At 47.1% G+C, this 16,900-nt stretch carries 18 protein-coding genes; 12 read left to right on the top strand and 6 right to left on the bottom strand.

The window, feature by feature from the left end; genetic code table 11:
* Positions 1-118 precede the first annotated feature (118 nt).
* From AC4PM4_RS16975 to AC4PM4_RS16940, 8 genes are all read left to right on the top strand, one after another.
* On the top strand, positions 119-580 hold the full coding sequence (locus tag AC4PM4_RS16975) for a DUF86 domain-containing protein (protein ID WP_063564905.1): 462 nt from the start codon (positions 119-121) through the stop codon (positions 578-580).
* 11 nt (positions 581-591) lie between these two features.
* A complete protein-coding gene (locus AC4PM4_RS16970; RefSeq protein WP_063564904.1) occupies positions 592-1,497 on the top strand; it encodes a DUF4261 domain-containing protein in 906 nt (301 codons plus the stop codon).
* A gap of 186 nt (positions 1,498-1,683) precedes the next feature.
* A complete protein-coding gene (locus AC4PM4_RS16965) occupies positions 1,684-2,070 on the top strand; it encodes a YtxH domain-containing protein (RefSeq protein WP_063564903.1) in 387 nt (128 codons plus the stop codon).
* A gap of 225 nt (positions 2,071-2,295) precedes the next feature.
* Positions 2,296-3,105 (top strand): glutamate racemase, encoded by an 810-nt coding sequence (racE, locus tag AC4PM4_RS16960; protein WP_072733426.1) that lies wholly within the window; start codon positions 2,296-2,298, stop codon positions 3,103-3,105.
* A 240-nt stretch (positions 3,106-3,345) separates the two neighbouring features.
* A complete protein-coding gene (locus AC4PM4_RS16955; protein WP_371129211.1) occupies positions 3,346-4,560 on the top strand; it encodes a M14 family metallopeptidase in 1,215 nt (404 codons plus the stop codon).
* Positions 4,561-4,791: 231 nt separating this feature from the next.
* The gene (locus AC4PM4_RS16950) at positions 4,792-5,049 is read left to right on the top strand and encodes a hypothetical protein (protein WP_062322197.1); all 258 of its coding nucleotides are present in this window, start codon (positions 4,792-4,794) and stop codon (positions 5,047-5,049) included.
* Positions 5,050-5,192: 143 nt separating this feature from the next.
* Entirely contained in the window at positions 5,193-5,495 is a 303-nt protein-coding gene (locus AC4PM4_RS16945; protein ID WP_063564902.1) for a hypothetical protein, read from the top strand.
* A 21-nt stretch (positions 5,496-5,516) separates the two neighbouring features.
* Positions 5,517-5,738 carry a YuzB family protein gene (locus tag AC4PM4_RS16940; protein ID WP_024629198.1) on the top strand — a complete coding sequence of 74 codons (222 nt, stop codon included), beginning with the start codon at positions 5,517-5,519 and terminating at the stop codon, positions 5,736-5,738.
* Positions 5,739-5,829: 91 nt separating this feature from the next.
* On the opposite strand, the gene AC4PM4_RS16935 is transcribed toward AC4PM4_RS16940, so the two are convergent.
* Complete coding sequence (locus AC4PM4_RS16935) at positions 5,830-6,228, bottom strand: hypothetical protein (protein WP_079694868.1); 399 nt, start codon at positions 6,226-6,228, stop codon at positions 5,830-5,832.
* A 203-nt stretch (positions 6,229-6,431) separates the two neighbouring features.
* Here AC4PM4_RS16935 and AC4PM4_RS16930 point away from each other — a divergent pair, with 203 nt between their 5' ends.
* The gene (locus tag AC4PM4_RS16930) at positions 6,432-6,713 is read left to right on the top strand and encodes a hypothetical protein (protein WP_063564900.1); all 282 of its coding nucleotides are present in this window, start codon (positions 6,432-6,434) and stop codon (positions 6,711-6,713) included.
* Positions 6,714-6,888: 175 nt separating this feature from the next.
* Positions 6,889-7,719, top strand: a complete 831-nt coding sequence (locus tag AC4PM4_RS16925) for an aldo/keto reductase (RefSeq protein ID WP_063564899.1) — start codon at positions 6,889-6,891, stop codon at positions 7,717-7,719.
* Positions 7,720-8,098: 379 nt separating this feature from the next.
* Here the strand turns inward: AC4PM4_RS16925 and AC4PM4_RS16920 are convergent, their stop codons facing one another.
* From AC4PM4_RS16920 to AC4PM4_RS16905, 4 genes are all read right to left on the bottom strand, one after another.
* Positions 8,099-8,833, bottom strand: coding sequence for a DsbA family oxidoreductase (locus AC4PM4_RS16920; protein WP_491614076.1), 735 nt, complete (start codon positions 8,831-8,833; stop codon positions 8,099-8,101).
* Positions 8,834-8,989: 156 nt separating this feature from the next.
* On the bottom strand, positions 8,990-9,415 hold the full coding sequence (locus AC4PM4_RS16915) for a cytidine deaminase (RefSeq protein ID WP_063564955.1): 426 nt from the start codon (positions 9,413-9,415) through the stop codon (positions 8,990-8,992).
* A gap of 88 nt (positions 9,416-9,503) precedes the next feature.
* Positions 9,504-11,501, bottom strand: coding sequence for an LTA synthase family protein (locus tag AC4PM4_RS16910; RefSeq protein WP_491614075.1), 1,998 nt, complete (start codon positions 11,499-11,501; stop codon positions 9,504-9,506).
* A gap of 213 nt (positions 11,502-11,714) precedes the next feature.
* A complete protein-coding gene (locus AC4PM4_RS16905; protein WP_063564896.1) occupies positions 11,715-12,866 on the bottom strand; it encodes a THUMP domain-containing class I SAM-dependent RNA methyltransferase in 1,152 nt (383 codons plus the stop codon).
* Between the two features lie 241 nt (positions 12,867-13,107).
* Here AC4PM4_RS16905 and AC4PM4_RS16900 point away from each other — a divergent pair, with 241 nt between their 5' ends.
* A complete protein-coding gene (locus tag AC4PM4_RS16900) occupies positions 13,108-13,740 on the top strand; it encodes an O-methyltransferase (RefSeq protein WP_063564895.1) in 633 nt (210 codons plus the stop codon).
* A gap of 130 nt (positions 13,741-13,870) precedes the next feature.
* Here AC4PM4_RS16900 and AC4PM4_RS16895 read toward each other — a convergent pair whose 3' ends face one another.
* Positions 13,871-15,082, bottom strand: a complete 1,212-nt coding sequence (locus tag AC4PM4_RS16895) for an asparaginase (protein WP_063564894.1) — start codon at positions 15,080-15,082, stop codon at positions 13,871-13,873.
* Positions 15,083-15,588: 506 nt separating this feature from the next.
* On the opposite strand from AC4PM4_RS16895, the gene AC4PM4_RS16890 reads away from it, so the two are divergent.
* Entirely contained in the window at positions 15,589-16,791 is a 1,203-nt protein-coding gene (locus tag AC4PM4_RS16890; RefSeq protein ID WP_090805079.1) for a cytochrome P450, read from the top strand.
* Positions 16,792-16,900 lie beyond the last annotated feature (109 nt).

Raw genomic sequence — 16,900 nt, 5'->3', positions numbered from 1 at the left:
CGTTATGGAATTTTTATATATTTTTGTCGTGTTTCTGATCGCTTGTCCTGTGATGTTATTTTGGCTGAAGCGAAGAGGAAAAAGGAACCGATAATTCACTGAACGGGAAGTGAACACATTGTATTACGTAAACAGAGAACAGATTGCCCGCCGGCTTGCTGCCGTACCGGAGGTGGCTGAAGGTCTTCGTCGCGCGTCACAAGCTTGGGATGGCAGTCTCATGCTGGGTCTGGTACAGGAACGCTGTCTTCATCTGGCGATTGAAATCGTTACGGATGTTGGGAGTTATCTCATTGATGGCTTCATCATGCGTGATGCGAGCAGTTATGACGATATTATTGAAATTAACCACGAAGAGAAAGTTTTTGATCATGCAACCTATGAGGTGCTTAGTCGCCTCGTATCGTTGCGCAAGCCGCTCGTTCAGGACTATTACAGCTGGGAGCGGTCTGAACTGCATCCGCTGAGCAGTGACTTGCCGGGCGTGCTTGAACATTTTTCCCATCAGGTCAATACCTATGTGGAAAAAGAACTCGGACCTTTCCAGACTGCACAGGCCGAGGGACAGAGCAAGGAATGAGGGGAAACAGCATGACGAACGAACGGAAAGAAGCTCGAGAAGTAAATAATGAAACGAATGACATACCTTCCGGGTTTCATCCGGTATATATGATTGAGCTGTTATTTCAGGAACGTCCCGTTATAGATCAGGGGCGTTTGCATGATGCACTGAGCCGTCATACCGGACAAGTCCGGCTTGACGTGAAGCAGGGTAATGAGGAGCATAATCCTGAGATGCTGGTTTTCTACCACCTGGATTATAAGGTTTCTTTTCAGGAAGGTAATATTCCAGCACAGACTTGCATGCTCCCCATTACTGAAATTGTAGATCGTGCCCGCTTTGGAGGGGCTTTACAGCAAGCCTGGCATTGGCCAGAAGCAGGACAAGCTATGGAAACGATCCAATATTCTATCCGACTTCATGATATGTTCACTGCTGCCATGCCGCGCAAACAACGACTCGAATTGTTCCAAAAGACGATTCAGGCTGTCATGGAAGTGTTGCCTTGTGAGGCGTTATACTGGTACGGCAGTGACAAATTAGTTGAACCAGAAGCCTATGTGCTGTCACAGGAGCGTGAGGAGCATCTCTACGCTGCGATGAATGTGCGCATGTATCAGGCTGGGGGCACGGAGGAACAGCGTCAGCTGGTTATGGACACGGTAGGTTTGTCGGCACTTGGTGTGCCTGATGTACAGTGTCATTTTATTGGACTCGATCCGGATACGGTAGCCCAGACATTACTGGGTGCCGCCTATTACATATTTGATCAGGGAGATGTTCTACAGGATGGACAGACGCTGGGATCTTCCGGCGGACGACGCTGGCGTTGTGAGCATCAGGCGGCGTTGATTGCACCAGGACGATATGTAATTGATCTGGACCCGGGTGATGAACATGCTGCTGCTCCGCTTGAGCCGGCGCGGCAGACCTGAGACATATCTCGATAACGTCAGAAGGTGCGAAGACGACATCCAGAATTTTTTTTGGTATCCGAGTGTCAGGTCAAGCCCTTGCTGCTTATACTGCATCAACAGAGTAGGCATTCGCCCGGATTGACGAGCAACAGGCCGTTGCTTAGTTATTCGGTACTTCATTTAAGGTAAAGGGAGAGATGAGACGTGAAGGATTCTAACAAAAGTTTGTTGTGGGGAGCATTAATCGGCTCGGTTGTAGGTTCAGTGACAGCTTTGCTGCTGGCGCCAAAATCCGGACGCGAACTTCGTCAAGATATTTCGGAAGGTGCACGTCAGGTGAGTGAGAAGGGTCAGGAACTGGCTAGCAAGGTAGGAGAACAAAGCGCACAGATCGTATCCAAAGTAAAAGAGACGGCAGATGTCGTTATCCAGGATATCCAATCGTGGCGCAATTGCGCTGAAGGTAAAGAAGTGCGCGTATCCGCCGTCATTACTGATTCCGATTCTTCCATCGATGCAGATGCAGCAAATGAGTCTGGCATTGAAGTCATTGCGAAGCTTCCTGCCGACGACTCCAAAGATAACATCTAAAGCTAAGCTTGAACGCGAGCAGGCTTTCCTCCATCTGGAGGGGAGCCTGCTTTGTTGTGCGTGGTCGTGTAGGAGTTGTACGATGCGGCATTTTGTTTGAACCCTGCGATGAAATCGGGTAAGATGTAGGTACCTTTTTGCCTGAAAATTCATACGGTAGGAAGAAAGCTCTGGGAACCAATATGTTAACAGAACCAATTCAATGAAGAAGGAAGCGGTGTGTTCGTGCAGCAAGCAATCGCTATATTAGACTCCGGTGTAGGGGGATTGACGGTCGCCAAGGAAGTGATGCGTCAGCTCCCACGGGAAAAGATCATATATTTTGGAGATACTGCCCGGACACCGTACGGACCCCGTTCGTCCGAACAAGTTAAACAATTCACGGAACAAATCGTTGATTTCTTGATCCAGTTCGATCCGAAGGTTATCGTTATCGCCTGTAATACGGCTACGGCAGCAGCGCTCGACTATATTCGAGCCAAGGTGAATGTGCCTGTCATTGGTGTCATTCATCCTGGAGCACGAGCAGCCATCACAGCGACACGCACAGGACGCATCGGTGTCATTGGCACCGTGGGGACCATTGGAAGTGGTGCATATACGTCTGCACTCAAACAGTTGTCTCCCTATATTGATGTGGTCAGTCAGGCTTGTCCGGCACTTGTGCCACTGGTGGAGCAAGGCGAATTCCGTTCCAAGCAAACGACAAGTACGGTGGAGCAATCTCTAGGCCAGATTAAACAACAGCCGATTGATTGTCTTATTCTGGGTTGTACGCACTATCCTTTTCTCATGGATACCATTCAGGAGGTTATGGGGCAGGAAGTGAAGCTGATTAGTTCGGCAGATGAAACGGCAAGGGAAATCAGTACGATTTTGTATGATAAACGAAAGCTGGCCAGTGGGGATGAGACGCCGGTCCATCAGTTTTTTTGCACAGGGGACCCCCGCATGTTCCAGAATATTACCCGCCAATGGCTCGGAGAGCAGATCTCCAAAACGCCAGTTGTGTGGCAGGTTACCCAATTACCATAACTTTTTTTGATTTCAATGTTTATAAGAATCCCGGAACACTAAGTGTTCCGGGATTCTTTTGTTTATATCCGAAAGTATAAGAAGCTCAGATGTATCATCACGTTTTCTTATGTTGGAGGGATTTACGCGATTCATGTCACATGACGGACAACCAGACCCGCATACATATTACATACAGTAAGGACACAGGCGAGAAAAGGACGGGAGATTACACAATTTCCTAAGGGAAAGGAGATCGACATGGAGCTGCAATGGATTATTGTTCAACAGGGAGATACCTTGTCGCGTATTGCGGCAGCGAACCATATGACGAAGGAGTTACTGGCTGCTCTCAACCCTGAAGCAGCGTCCCAGCCCTATTTGCTAACAGGACAGATGCTGCGCATTACGCCGGGAATGGGACGAAGGTATGCAGTGCAACCAGGGGAGAAAGTGGCTGTGATTGCATTACGTTTTGGAATGAATGAAGAAGAATTGCGCGAGGCCAACCCAGAAATAGCGAACATTCCGGACTGGTGCGGACGATGTATTCATATTCCGGATTCAAATGGAAAAACTATCGTCAAGTTGCAGGGAGAGTATGGTTATCGTGAAATGAGCCGTGATATCGGTTTGCTGGAAAAGAAGTATCCATTTATCGAGATTGGCTCGATAGGCAGCAGTGTTATGGGCAAGGATTTGCCTTATCTGCGTTTGGGTCAAGGCCCCAGACATATTCATGTCAACGCATCAGTTCATGCAAATGAGTGGCTGACAACGGCGGTTCTAATGCGGTTCATTGAAGAATATGCGAAGGCCTACAGTACACATACGCCATGGCATCAATTCCAGACGGAACGCTGGATGCAGGAAACTACGCTGTGGGGTGTGCCCATGGTCAACCCGGATGGAGTTGAATTGGTGCAAGAGGGCGTGGTCAATGATCATCCCCATGCAGAAGAATTGTTGGCATGGAATGCTGGACGCTCCCATTTTACGCATTGGAAGTCTAATATCAGGGGAGTAGACCTTAACGATCAATTCCCGGCTTATTGGGAGGAAGAAGCAGCTAGAAGAGGGATAACGACACCAGGGCCCAGAGATTATGCAGGAACCGCTCCCTTATCGGAACCGGAGGCATGGGCACTTGCACAGTGGACCGAGCAACATCATTTCGATGCTGTCGTTTCGCTGCACAGTCAGGGACAAGAAATTTATTGGAACTACCGAGATTTGGAGCCAAAGGAGAGTGCCCCGCTTTCACGCAGACTGGCAAGGGCTTCGGGATACAAGGCAGTTAAGCTGGGTGGAAGTGATGCAGGGTACAAAGACTGGTTCATTCAGAAGTTTCGAAAGCCCGGCTTCACGGTAGAAGTGGGACTTGGGGTCAACCCGCTGCCCATGGATCAGTTCGATGACATCTGCGTAGAGGTTGGCATGCTGTTGGCTGAATTATTAACAGATCGAGAGCACTAACAGGGAAGACCGGGAATCCATGAAATCTGACTTCACATAATCTGGATGGGAAGACATGAAACTTAAAGGTTGTCCACTCGTATAACAGGAACGGGCGCTGTGACCGGCGTTCGTTTTTTTAATCTGCATATTGCATCATTCGTTCCGGATCGCTCTGGAACGGGTAATGATGGGTGTGACTATAACGTGTTCTGTTTTATTTCAGTGCAATAATCATACGGAGGGGTTCATATGAAGTGGAGAAGACTGCTGTCATTCAAACGATGGACACAAGTATTCAAACGGCTGCCGCGTCTGTTGCGGGCTCCTCAGATCCCTTTGGGTGAGAAGCTGCTGTTCATCATCCCGGCGCTGCTCTACTGGGTGCTTCCTGACGTGATGCCGTTTATGCCTATAGATGATATCGGGGTTACGTTGTTGCTGATGAACTGGTTTGTAAGTCGTGCGGAGCGCAAATATCCGGTACTTACAGCGGGTGCGTCGTCTTAATCCGACACAAAATGGGTGGTTTTAACATCGATTTTGCATCAATGTTATTGCGAAGCGCAGTAATTTTCTTTACAATAGATGCTGGAGTTTAGAAATACTGAAAATTGTTGGAACCAGCAATTACGATATAGGAGATGAATGAAATGAACTGCAAAATTACACGTAATGCCGCGAAAGTATTGAAACTTGAACTGGACAAGCCTGAGAACGAAGGTAAATTGCTGCGCGTTGTGATCACACATGCACATGGAGATCATGCCCACTACGGACTCGATATCGATACGCCAAAAGAAAATGATACGGTTGTATCTACCGATAAAGAGATCGACGTTATTCTTGAGAATGATCAGCCTTTGCTGGATGGAGTTAAAATTGATTACCTTTACTTCCCTGAAGAAGGCTTCGTTATTACGAATCCATCCCAAGGCAACCACGGCGACCACTAAGGGAGCGAAGAAGGGGAACTCATGGCTAACGATATCCGCGTATGCGAAAAATGTAATCATATCAGACTAAAATCGATTGTAGCCAAGTTGGAGAAAATGGCTCCGGATACGGAGATCAAAATTGGTTGCAAATCGTATTGCGGTCCCTGCGCGAAGCGTGCTTTTGTCTTCATCAACGGTAGGTACATCAGTGCTCCGTCAGAAGAAGAAGTGCTTGCAAAAGTAGCGAAATTCGTAAAGTAATTGTATGAATTTACATTGGGCAAACTTGTCCACGAAAGGAAAGAGAGGCCGCGGCCTCTCTTTTTTAGTTGTGATTAGGAACGGTACAGGGTTAGAACGTAAAGCCCTGCATCATTTCAAAAATCTTAAAGGTATCCTCTTGAATCTCAATGGCGATGATAGTATCGCTTTTTTTCAAATAATGAACATTCCCCATACGCTCTTCTTCCACTTCAACCCATCCGGCTTCGAATAATTTCTCAAAATAATCGGAGGGTACATATAATCCCTGTTCTCCCCCGATATGTTTCAATTCATATTTAATGCCTGTTTTAATGTTTGGATTGTCTGAATATGTCGTTATACTCAGCTGCTTTGCATTCACGGGAACCGGGATCTCGTTATTAATAGAGGAGCCTGTATATCCCGTTATTTCATACGTCGAAGGTGTACAGCCGCTGATGAGTAGCAATAAAGATAGCAGTATGAACATAATCCCAAAGTTCTTCAAACACACGCCTCCTTGTGAAAAGGTACTTATCAAATAAACGCAGTCAGACCGGAAAAGGTTATACACATCATGATATTTATCACTAATCGTTTAATGGGAACAGTGAAGCGATCCGTCATTGTTTTAGCAAAAGAAGAATAAGGAAGGCCGATGTCAACCATCCTAATGGGGTAACAGGAACATGATCCCAAGGAGGAATACTCATGCCGAAGCGTTATGATTCCAGTTTGCAAGCCGATACGACCGTATCCCAGGCGCAGAATGCAGTGAACAAACTTCATTATGCCGTTTCACAGGCAATGTCACATCCAACAGAACAGACCATTGAACAGGCAGAACGCCGTTTGGCGCATACCGAGCAGGCTATGCTTCAAGCTGAACGTTCGCTTGGAGGTCAGGGCGTTGAGCTGGCAGAAGAGATGTTCATTGAGGAGAAGAGAAGATTGAACTCGATCCAGAGTCAGAATGGGCAAGGGGATCTATAGGCGTTCCTGTCACACCAGAAACCCGCAGAGCAGCAGTGCTTTGCTGGTTATTCATGTCTCTTTTGAATGACCCCAAGAAGTGGATCTCAGTCAAACTGTGTGTAACGTGCCGCTTAAAATTTTGTGAGAAGGTTAATAGACCATGAGCAGGCAAATTTCACACAGGAGGTACAGAATGACAAAACATATTACAGATTGTACGATTCTGAACAACGGAGTGACGATGCCATGGCTGGGATTTGGGACTTATCGAGCAAAGGGTAAAGAAGTACAGCAAGCAGTGGAGACTGCATTGGAAGTTGGATATCGGAGCATTGATACGGCGTCCGTTTATGGAAATGAAGAGGAAGTGGGACAAGCCATTGCGAGCAGTGGTGTTGCTCGGAATGAGCTGTTTGTGACAACCAAGCTGTGGAACGAGGATCAAGGCTTTGATTCGACCTTGAGAGCATTTGAGGCCAGTCAAAAGGCGCTTGGATTAAATGTCATTGATCTATACTTAATTCACTGGCCTGGTAGAGACCAGTATAAGGAGACGTGGAGAGCTTTCGAACGTCTATATAGCGAAGGAAGTGTACGTGCCATTGGTGTAAGTAATTTCGAAGTACACCATCTGCGCGATATCATAGATGAAGGTGGAACGGTACCTGCGGTGAATCAGGTGGAACTGCATCCAGGTCTGATTCAACAGGAACTGCAGGATTTCTGCGGGGAGCAGGGCATTCAACTGGAGGCATGGAGCCCCATTATGAGAGGTAAACTGAACAAGGAATCGGCTTTGAAAAGTCTGGCCCAGAAATACGGAAAAACACCCGCACAGGTTATTCTGCGTTGGGATATTCAGAACCAGATCGTGACGATTCCGAAGTCGGTTACCCCGGAGCGAATTCGCGAGAATGCGGACATCTTTGATTTTGAATTGACTCCTGATGAGCTGAAACTGATTGATGCGCTGGATTCGGATAAACGGACGGGACCACATCCGGATCAGCTGTTTTGGGATTGAGCGTGTAGCTCAATTCCAAAATGAGTGTTTAATGATCTGCGTGGAGTTGTTCCGGATACGGATCATTCTTCGTGATATAAAATGAAAGCATAATCCTTTACAGTAGGCCACTACGTGTGCAGAACAATCTTTCGATCGCCGTTATCCCCGGATTTTTTGGAATTCCCTATCTTCAAAGGGTAAAATCCAGTGATAAATGCGAAGTATATGCTTCCGTTGCAGCTTTCTTTCAGAAAGCTTTTAGCGCCGCTTCTCCAGATTTGTTCTGCCCTCTCCGTTATAGTGTAAATTATGAGTTCATCTTAAGTGGATGGATTTAAAAGGGAAAAGTGAAAAGCAGCAGGATCAAGGGAAGCCCCTTGATCCTGCTGCTTTTGTGTTATTTGGATTGATCCGATTGCGGAACCTCGCAGCCGTCTTCGGTGCATACTCCACTGCCATCTGCGTCAGTGGTGTTGGACTCTACCATGGTGAAAGGGGAACGCTCGTCCCATGCTTTTTGGATAGCGTCAAGGAACATCTCATCCGGTTGAGCGCCAGATACAGCGAACTTGCGATCAAATACGAAGAACGGTACACCCCGGATACCTAACTGTTCGCCTTCGGCCTGGTCGGCACGCACTTGGTCTGCGAATTGATTACTGGACAACACTTCTGCTGCTGCATTGCGATCCAAACCTACTTCTTCAGCCAAATCGATCAGTACCTCGGAATTGCCGACATGTTTACCTTCAATGAAGATCGCTTGAAATAGTCGTTCGCTCAGCTCAAGCATTTTTCCTTGTGTTTCTGCCCAATGCGTCAGACGGTGAGCAGAGAAGGAGTTGGTAGGGATCATCTCATCAATGTTGTATTCCAGTCCAGCCGTACGAGCATTGGCATTCATTTGGGCATTCATGCCGCGTGCCTGCTCCACACTCATATTGTATTTGGCAGCCAGATATTCTGCGTTGGTTTTGCCACTATTCAATTCAGCATTTGGATCAAGCTCAAAACTTTTGAACTGTAATTGCACTTCATCGCGGTGTGGGAATTGTGCGAGTACATTCTCCAGACGACGTTTGCCAATATAACAGAAAGGACACATAAAGTCGGACCATATTTCAATATTCATTCATTAAAACCTCCATCATCTATAAATGAAACCAATACAGTTACAATTATATAGCGACTTTCCATCATTCGCAAGGTTGTGGTTATTACCAGCCTCGAAAAAAGAAGTGCTGAAGCATGCAACGGATTGCAGCCTCAACACTTATAATTTAACTTCTTACTTATCCCGGTATGCCTTGGTCCAATGGTAAGGCTGAATTTCGTCCAACCTCTTGTAAATTAAAGCTCCATCCGGATCGTACACGGCAGCCTTCACGTCTTCTCCCCAAAAAAACAATCGTTCCTGGCACACACCACAAGGGGTGAGGACCTTGAATTCTGAGTGCTCATCGTCACGTGCCACACAGATCGAGTGGGTGACCCGCTCGTTTAATTTGTGTGCTTCCAGGTAGGCTCCTGTTTCCATACATAAGTGCGTGGCGTCGTTAATCACTTCTGGAGCTACGCTGATTAACAGCGATCCAGCTTCGGTATAAACAGCAGCTGCGCCGCCCCACCCTTGAGGGTAGCGATGTTTGACAAAGTTTGCAGCTTCTTCGAACAGCTTTTGTTCGATATTGAATTGGTCTGGATGTGACGTCATGGTCATGCACTAGCTCCATTTCATTGTAGTATCGGGTTAACTTTGAAAAATGAATTATACAGTTCCGTCAGCTACCGTTCCATATCTGTTAGGATTCGGACGCAGGCGCTTGCTCCTCGCGAAAACGCGAGATCAGGTCAAACGTATTAACCGTATCTGACACATGCAGTCGCTTTGTTGCTTCATCATGACCAGATCGGCAAGCATTAATATCCGTTTTGGTACCAGTAGACAGATCGTAACAGGAGCCGCTGTCATAGATGTAATCATCCGAAGGGATATAGAACAGGGAGCCATCTGTAAATGCACCACTGCGCAATACCACCATACGGGAGGAACCGTCGTACACATCGTTGCCCATGTGGTAGTAGGATTGATCTGAAATACCGAGCAGATGCAGTACTGAAGGTGTAACATCCAGTTGTCCGGCAGGCTCGTCAATCGTTCCCGCTGCGGCTCCGTCAGGCAGATGCACCAGCAAAGGCACTTCGTTCATAATCTGCTCCATATCCAGATCAGTTAGTGAACGTCCGAGAAATTTCTCGTATTGTGGCTGCTCCTTAATGGAATTATCGTGATCCCCATAGAACATGAAGATCGTTTTGTCCCATAATCCCCGATTTTTCAGGTCTTCCACCATGTTACCGAGCGCAGAATCCACGTAATGAACGGATTGCAGATAGTTGCCAAACATCGTTCCTTTGAATTCACCCACATCCAACTGCTGTTTATCTTGGGGTAACGCGTATGGATGATGACTGCTGAGCGTAATGAGGAATGAGTAGAAGGGCTGTGTAACCTCACTGCTCATTTTTTCAACCGATTGGCGGAAAAAGGACTCATCCGACAGCGACCAGCCAAGCGGGTCATCCTGTTCGAAATCATTTTTACTGTAAAACTTGTCATACTTCATATTCTGATACATCGTATAACGATTCCAAAATCCGCTCTCATAGGCATGAAATACATTCGTACTATAACCATGATCCTTCAAGATAGAAGGCAGAGAATCATAACTGTGGTCTGCGTAACGGACAAACGCGGATCCAACCGACAGTGGATGCAATGAAATATTGGCCCCAAAGTCAGCATCCGATGTTCGCCCCTGACCTGTCTGGTGATAAAAGTGACTGTAGTACTGGCTTTCCTTCATCAGCTCGTTAAAATGAGGCGTAATTTCCTGTCCGCCAATGCTCTGACCAATCATGAAATTCATGAAGGCTTCACCTTGGACAATGATCACATTGCTGTCTTTGTACTTGCCAAACATCTCATCCTTCAGTGGATCAGCCTGCTGTCTGCTGGCGAAATAAGCTTCCGCCTGTTCGAGATCGGCAGGATCGACCTCCGGTCCAGAGCCGAGCTGGTCTTTGGCATAGTTGTACAGATCATAGCCATGAAAAGCAAGAAGTCCGGTAACATTGTACATGGATACGTTCCACCAGTTGTTATCGAACAAACCTTTTGCCCAGGTTTTACTATAAAAATATATCGGACCAACCGCCAGCCCCAGACCCAATACCAGAGCAATGCTGCCTGCGGTGAGTCGACGACGCACACTTGATTTGCCTGAATTTGACGAGTAGGAGTTCAACCCGTTCGAATATGCGCTGGAACGTCCACGACGGTTACGTTTGCTGAACAGCAGGATCGCTGCGTATGGGATAATCACCAGCCAATCGACGAAGAACCACAGATCACTGGCGTAAATAAGCGTAGCAATACTGTCTCCCAAAGCGTCAACCTGTCTGGCTTGCATCAGCACAGGGATTGTTAGGAAATCCTGAAAGTAGCGATAATAAACCATATCCGCATAGATCAGTGCAGTGAGCAGCAGATTGAGTATAACGAGTGATATAATCATGCCCCGGCGAGGCAGCCACCAGGTCCAGAAGGATAGAAGCAGCAGCGAACCGATGGCAATCACTTTGTCCAGAAGACCCATCGTAATGTTGTAAGCGTGCAGATTGTGGTGGAGCCACATTAATTTGAGCAGCATGAGTACAAGAAAAATAAGATATAACGTAAGTGGATGATTCAGAAGCCCACGCGGCGTAAGGCTGCGTGTTGGCTTAGTGACAAACATATATGTCTCCTCCCTGATGAATGGTTTTGTTAACGGAATGTAAAATAGGACTTTATCCATTATAGCGTGGTGTCATGGCTTTTCAACTATGCCCAGGGGAGAAAATCTTCATGCGGAAGCAATGTTAACAAGATCATCCATAAGTATCCCGAAATACATACAAAAAAACGCCCCAGCCGTGAACGGCAGGAGCGCTTGATCATTCCAATATTATTATTGTTGTGGTGTTTTATTACGTGGAGGCAGTGGGCCCAAATACTGATAATATTGGGTTTCAATGCGTCCATTGAACAACTTACGGCGCTTGTCTGCCTTGTGTCCAAAGTCTTCCTCGAAAGATTTGGTCGACGTGATGGCAAAAAAGGACCATGTCGGTAAATCGAGGTAACTGCGCCCTAAAGAACGTAGCAGCTTCTGCACTTCTTTCTCTTCACTCAAACGTTCACCATATGGAGGGTTGGTAATAATGACACCATATTCGCCCTGTGGTCTTGCACGATGAGCGGGCAGGACGCTGACTTCAATATCTTTGGCGAAGCCGGCACTCTTGATTGCTGCCTGTGCTACTTCAATAGCTTCCGGATCGATGTCGCTGCCCGAAATTTGCAATGGAATATCGTCGCGAACCGCGTCAAATGCTTCTTCGCGCGCCTGTTCCCACAATTCTTCAGGAATGACAGCCCAGTTCTCGGAGTTGAAGGTTCGACGAAGTCCAGGTGCAATGTTCCAGCCGATCATGGCGGCTTCAATCAGCATGGTGCCTGAACCGCAACATGGATCATAGAATGGACGGGAAACATTCCAGCGGCTGAGCTGAATAAGTGCCGCAGCAAGCGTTTCTTTGAGTGGTGCTTCGGTTACGAGTTTACGATAACCCCGTTTATGCAGACCTGGTCCCGTCGTATCTAAAGTAAGCAGGGCGCGATCGTTCAGCAGAATGACCTCAATCACATAACGAGACCCATCCTCTGGGAACCACTCCGTGTCATAAGTCAGCTTCAGTTTCTCTACGATTGCTTTCTTCACGATCCCTTGTGATGCAGGCACACTGCTCAACTGAGATTTTTGGGAGCGACCTTCAACCGGAAATTCGCCATCGGCTGGAATCCATTCCTCCCAAGGTAATGCTTTGGTACCTTCAAATAATTCATCGAAAGTTGTCGCCGGGAATTCACCCATTTTGACCAACACCCGGTCGGAACTTCTCAGCCACAGATTACACCGGCAAATATCAATATAATCTCCAGTGAAGAAAACCCGGCCATTGTCGATCGTAACATCCTCATACCCCAGTTGCTTCAGTTCCCGGGCGACAACAGCCTCGAGTCCCATCGCCGAGGTCGCAATCAATTGCAATTGAGCCATGTGATTCATTTCAACTCCATTTCAAGCTGGGGAAGGAATATCCTTCTCTCAGCTGTATAGTGACGGTGCGGCCTTGCCGCTTTCCGTGAAAAAACTTACAATGAGAAATGCGGTGAGCTAATGCACTCATCTTTCGAGCCGATGCAGCAGTTCAACCGCCTGTGTTTGACAACAAACATTTATTATAGAACATTGGCATCCATATGGAAAGCAGTCCAAGTGTCCAAGGAGGATTTTAGCGGTGAATCTGACCCCTGACGAATATGTAAATCAATTATTTCAAGAGGATGATCTCTTGTTAAAGGTAAAAGAAGCCATCCGATCGAACGGCATGCCGGAAGTTTCGGTTGCAGCGGCTTATGGCCGTTTGCTCACTTTTCTCGCGAAGACATCGAAAGCGGAGGCTGTACTCGAAATTGGCGTGCTGGGCGGATACAGCGGAATTTGTCTTGCTCGCGGTTTAAGTGACGGGGGGACCCTGACTTCGCTTGAACTAAAAGAGCAATACGCAGCGATGGCTCGTGGTCATCTGGAGGAAGCAGGCTTTGGGGATAAAGTCGAATATCGAATTGGCCCCGCAGCTGACAGTCTGGAGCAGCTGGCACAGGAAGGACGTACCTTCGATTTCTTCTTCATTGATGCAGACAAGGAGAATTATCCCGTATACCTCGATTACGCCATTAAGCTCGCGCGGCCCGGGGCGGTCATTGTGGGAGATAACTGTTTCCTGCGCGGCCGTACGCTGAATTCAGACAAGCAGGGTCCGGCTGTCCTCGCGGTTCGACGCTTCAACGAGCAGATGGCCAGTGACCCGCGCCTCGTAACAACGATGCTGCCGGATTATGATGGTCTGGCTCTGGCCTGGGTGAAGTAAGAAAAGATGCAGATCCGTTAAAACGGATGGAATGCGCATTCAATTCGAAAAGAAAGAGACGATAACACTCCTGAATCTCAGAGTATTATCGTCTCTTTCTGCTTATTGGAGTGAAGTGATGAGAGCCTTATTAAACTTCCGGCGTTCCGTAAGTCTCGAACCATTTTTGGATCGTGTCAAAATCGTCGCTAAAGGACAGGCCGAGCATCAACAAAATGCGTGCTTGCTGAGGACTAAGGTTGTCACCGGCAATAACGCCTTTCCCACCGCCATATACACTGCCTGAACCTGTCCGAGTGGTCGTTACGAAGATTACGCCATCCTCGACCGCTTTGGTACGTGCTTGTCCCATCGCTCTGGAGATACCGCCAGCTCCGGTACCGGACGTTACGATCCCCTTGGCGCCGCCCTTCACAAATCCTTCAATAGCTTCGCCGCCAGCTTCCTGATAGGAAATCGCAATTTCCACCTTGGCGAGATCTGCCTTCGTGATTTTGCTCAGGTCGAATGCCGGTTTCAATGTACCTTCAGGCTTCAAGGCACGTGCAGGAGCACGGTAAATTCGAATGTTTTCTTCATCAATGTAACCTACTGCACCAAGCATCGGAGTTTCGAACGTGTCTGTTCGATAATCATTCGTTTTGGTCACGCCGCGTGCCAATTGAATGGTATCGTTCAACATTAGCACGGTCCCAAATGAAGTGGTGCGCCCGCTGCCTGCGAGCTTGATGGCGTTGTACAGATTGGCTTGTGCATCTGAGCCGATAACTGTCCAAGGGCGCATGGACCCTGTAATGATGACGGGTTTATCACTTTGTACGGTCATGTCAAGGAAGTAGGCGATTTCCTCCATGGTATCTGTACCGGTGGTAACTACAACGCTGTCATACTGAGCCAGAGCCTTGTCTACGGTTTGAGATAAGTCATAGAGATCAGCCATGGTATAAGAACCTGAACCTGAATTTCCGAATTGGAGTGTGCTAACATCTGCAATCTTCTGTTTGTCCGGTAAGGCGTCGACCATTTCTCCAATCGGGAGTGTGCCAGCTTTATAGTTCTGGAAGCTGGTTGCATCCTCGGATTGACCTGCAATCGTACCACCCGTTCCAATGACCAGAACATTAGGCAGAGCGGATTGTTTGAACGAATCTGATAGAGCAGGGATGGTCGTATTGCGAGCCGGAGTGGATGATGCGGCCTGAACCGCACTAGTTGTACCGCTCACTTCTACCGTAGCCGCCTGAGCCGCATAGGTCCCGATGGGGGACAGGGAAATGGTCAGAGCTGTCAAAGCGGCTGTGCTCCATACAGCCCAAGGACGAAGATTTGAAGTTTTTTTCATGAATAGCACTCTCCTTCAGGTTAGTTTCGTGTGATGTTTGTTGAGGATGATATGTATATGAATTCAAATTGATTGTATTTCATGTTAAATAATATGACAATTGTAGATATAGATAGAGTAATCGGTTACATTGATAGAAATGTAGAGTATATAGCGTATTTATGAGGTTTTATGGATAAATATGAGAAGGTAAAAAAGAGAATGAGGAATATGAAATCATAATAAATAAACTTTTGTGTCATATTTTATTACATTTGAGTCTTTTGACCTGATAGATTTAGAAGGAAACTTTGGGGAAGTGTTGCAGTATCGTCCATAGCTGAAGTGATCTTATCCAAAACGAATAGCGGGGGTATTAGTTAGCAAGTCTTGACGATTTTTGTAATACGTTCTAGGAAAAGAGGCTCAATTATTGCCAAATATTTGTATGCCCGCAGTGTTGAGTCTATAATATATGGTGATTTAAATATGTAAATAAATATATATTAATGATTGGAGGAGAAACGATGAACCGAGCACCCAGAAAGTATGCCAATTACATTCCGATCCGGGAGCTGGAGGCGGTGGAGCAGCAATTATTTCCCTTCCAGGTGTACGCTGAACTTCGTGACAATACTCCAGTCCGCTATGACAACCATCGAGAATGCTGGGATGTTTTCCGTTATGAAGATGTGCAATATGTGTTAAAAAATCCTAAACTGTTCTCTTCTGAACGTGATCGCGCAAACGCCAGCATGCTTACTACAGATCCGCCGAAGCACAAACAACTACGGGATCTGGTTAATCAGGCGTTCACACCTAGAGCGATCGAAGCGTTAGCTCCGCGTATTCAGGAAATCGCTGATGAATTATTAAGTCCGCATTTTTCAGAAGGCCGTATGCGTCTTATCGATGATCTTGCTACTCCACTTCCAGTTATCGTGATCGCCGAATTGATTGGAGTCCCTGCAACGGATCGCCAGAAGTTCAAAGACTGGTCTGATGCACTCGTGAAGGGGGCGCGGGATGACAGTGACGAAGCTTTCCAGGAATTGATGGAAGAAAAGAAACGGAACCAGCAGGAGTTGGCGAGCTACTTCACGGCCATAATGGAAGAAAGACGTCAGCGACCAGAGGATGATCTGATCTCTATACTGCTTGCTGCAGAGATTGAAGGGGAGAAGCTAACGGCAGAGGAAGTGGTCGGATTTTGCATCTTGTTACTTGCTGCCGGTAATGAAACCACAACCAATCTGATTACCAATGCCGTTCGTATTCTGTTAGAGCAGCCTGAGCTTCAACAGCAGCTGCGAGAACATCCTGAACTTATCCCCACTGCGGTAGAGGAAACGTTGCGTTATTATCCGCCAATTGTGGCTATAGGGCGTATTGCCAAAGAAAACGTAGAATTGAACGGACAAACGATTCAGGCGGGGGAACAGGTGATATCCTGGGTAGGATCGGCCAACCGGGATAGCGCTCAATTCGATCAGGCAGAGAAGTTCGTGCCCGACCGCAAGCCGAACAGACATATGGGTTTTGGTTTTGGTATTCATTTCTGTCTCGGTGCGCCGCTTGCACGACTTGAGGCGAGGGTTGTACTTCAGACGATGCTTCGGCAAATGGAAGACATTCAGCTTGTGCCGGAAACCGTTCTGCAGCCGATTCAAAGTGCTTTTGTATTTGGAGTTAAAGAATACCCGATTCAATTCACAAGCCATCTGACTTAATGACTCAATGAATCAATTTTAAGGTTTGAACAAATGAATGCCAAAAGCCGCTTTCATGCCTAATAGGCGCTGAAAGCGGCTTTTTATAAGAACAAATAACATTGAATCC

This window comes from Paenibacillus sp. MDV22-iso6 (assembly GCF_058408365.1).
This window is presented reverse-complemented; position numbering and strand designations above follow the sequence as displayed.